This is a genomic window from Burkholderia sp. Bp8991 (genome assembly GCF_003853795.1).
Lineage (GTDB): Bacteria > Pseudomonadota > Gammaproteobacteria > Burkholderiales > Burkholderiaceae > Burkholderia.
This window is the reverse complement of record NZ_QTQJ01000067.1, coordinates 1-2,912: the sequence shown is the minus strand read 5'-3', so window position 1 is coordinate 2,912 and position 2,912 is coordinate 1. Positions and strand designations below refer to the sequence as shown.

Below are 2,912 nucleotides of genomic sequence, written 5' to 3'. Positions count from 1 at the left end.
CAGACTTGTTATAGGATCAAGCCTTACGGGCAATTAGTATCAGTTAGCTGAACGCATTACTGCGCTTACACACCTGACCTATCAACGTCCTGGTCTCGAACGACCCTTCAAGGGGATCTAGTCCCCAGGGATATCTCATCTTAAGGCGAGTTTCCCGCTTAGATGCTTTCAGCGGTTATCTCTTCCGAACATAGCTACCCGGCGATGCCACTGGCGTGACAACCGGTACACCAGAGGTTCGTCCACTCCGGTCCTCTCGTACTAGGAGCAGCCCCCTTCAAATATCCAACGCCCACGGCAGATAGGGACCAAACTGTCTCACGACGTTTTAAACCCAGCTCACGTACCTCTTTAAATGGCGAACAGCCATACCCTTGGGACCGGCTACAGCCCCAGGATGAGATGAGCCGACATCGAGGTGCCAAACACCGCCGTCGATATGAACTCTTGGGCGGTATCAGCCTGTTATCCCCAGAGTACCTTTTATCCGTTGAGCGATGGCCCTTCCATACAGAACCACCGGATCACTATGACCTGCTTTCGCACCTGCTCGACTTGTCGGTCTCGCAGTTAAGCACGCTTATGCCATTGCACTATCAGCACGATTTCCGACCGTACCTAGCGTACCTTCGTACTCCTCCGTTACGCTTTGGGAGGAGACCGCCCCAGTCAAACTGCCTACCATGCACTGTCCCCGACCCGGATCACGGGCCAAGGTTAGAACCTCAAACAAACCAGGGTGGTATTTCAAGGACGGCTCCACCGAAACTAGCGTTCCGGTTTCATAGCCTCCCACCTATCCTACACAGATCGGTTCAAAGTCCAATGCAAAGCTACAGTAAAGGTTCATGGGGTCTTTCCGTCTAGCCGCGGGTAGATTGCATCATCACAAACACTTCAACTTCGCTGAGTCTCGGGAGGAGACAGTGTGGCCATCGTTACGCCATTCGTGCAGGTCGGAACTTACCCGACAAGGAATTTCGCTACCTTAGGACCGTTATAGTTACGGCCGCCGTTTACCGGGACTTCAATCAAGAGCTTGCACCCCATCATTTAATCTTCCGGCACCGGGCAGGCGTCACACCCTATACGTCCACTTTCGTGTTTGCAGAGTGCTGTGTTTTTATTAAACAGTCGCAGCCACCAGTTTATTGCAACCCCTTCACCCTCTGCGCGCAGGCGCATCAAGCTACAAGGGCGTACCTTATCCCGAAGTTACGGTACCAATTTGCCGAGTTCCTTCTCCCGAGTTCTCTCAAGCGCCTTAGAATACTCATCTCGCCCACCTGTGTCGGTTTGCGGTACGGTCATCGTTAGACTGAAGCTTAGAGGCTTTTCTTGGAACCACTTCCAATTGCTTCGCTCCCTAAGGAGCTCGCGCCACACCCTTGAATCCTGCGCCCGGATTTGCCTAAGCGCCTTCTCCAATGCAGCGACCGGGACTTCCAACACCCGGACAACCTTCCGCGATCCGTCCCCCCATCGCATCTAACAATGGTGCAGGAATATTGACCTGCTTCCCATCAGCTACGCATTTCTGCCTCGCCTTAGGGGCCGACTCACCCTACGCCGATGAACGTTGCGTAGGAAACCTTGGGCTTACGGCGAGGGGGCCTTTCACCCCCTTTATCGCTACTCATGTCAGCATTCGCACTTCCGATACCTCCAGCACGCTTTTCAACGCACCTTCGCAGGCTTACGGAACGCTCTCCTACCATGCGAGCAAAGCTCGCATCCGCAGCTTCGGTATATAGCTTAGCCCCGTTACATCTTCCGCGCAGGACGACTCGATCAGTGAGCTATTACGCTTTCTTTAAAGGGTGGCTGCTTCTAAGCCAACCTCCTGACTGTTTTAGCCTTCCCACTTCGTTTCCCACTTAGCTATATTTGGGGACCTTAGCTGGCGGTCTGGGTTGTTTCCCTCTTGACACCGGACGTTAGCACCCGATGTCTGTCTCCCGTGATTGCACTCTTCGGTATTCGGAGTTTGCTATGGCGGGGTAATCTGCAATAGACCCCCCAACCATGACAGTGCTCTACCCCCGAAGGTGAGACACGAGGCACTACCTAAATAGTTTTCGGAGAGAACCAGCTATTTCCAGGTTTGTTTAGCCTTTCACCCCTATCCACAGCTCATCCCCTAACTTTTCAACGTTAGTGGGTTCGGACCTCCAGTACGTGTTACCGCACCTTCATCCTGGCCATGGATAGATCACCTGGTTTCGGGTCTACGCCCAGCAACTGAACGCCCTATTCGGACTCGCTTTCGCTACGCCTGCCCTATACGGTTAAGCTTGCTACTGAACGTAAGTCGCTGACCCATTATACAAAAGGTACGCCGTCACCCCTTACGAGGCTCCGACTGTTTGTATGCATGCGGTTTCAGGATCTATTTCACTCCCCTCCCGGGGTTCTTTTCGCCTTTCCCTCACGGTACTGGTTCACTATCGGTCGATCACGAGTATTTAGCCTTGGAGGATGGTCCCCCCATCTTCAGACAGGATTTCACGTGTCCCGCCCTACTTGTCGCACACCTAGTTCTTTCATACTGTTTTCGCCTACAGGGCTATCACCTGCTATGGCCGCACTTTCCAGAGCGTTCGGCTAACAATACAAATAAAGAGTGCAAGGCTCATCCCATTTCGCTCGCCACTACTTTGGGAATCTCGGTTGATTTCTTTTCCTGCGGTTACTTAGATGTTTCAGTTCACCGCGTTCGCTTCGCATGGCCTATGTATTCAGCCATGGATACTCCAAAAGGAGTGGGTTTCCCCATTCGGACATCTACGGATCAAAGCTTGTTTGCCAGCTCCCCGTAGCTTTTCGCAGGCTACCGCGTCCTTCATCGCCTGTGATCGCCAAGGCATCCACCACATGCACTTGTTCGCTTGACCCTATAACGAGTCTGTCTC

General features: G+C 52.9%; 1 rRNA gene. It reads right to left on the bottom strand.

Annotation, left to right across the window (positions count from 1 at the left end):
- Positions 1–12 precede the first annotated feature (12 nt).
- A 23S ribosomal RNA gene (locus tag DIE02_RS35130) occupies positions 13–2,894 on the bottom strand.
- Positions 2,895–2,912: the final 18 nt, after the last annotated feature.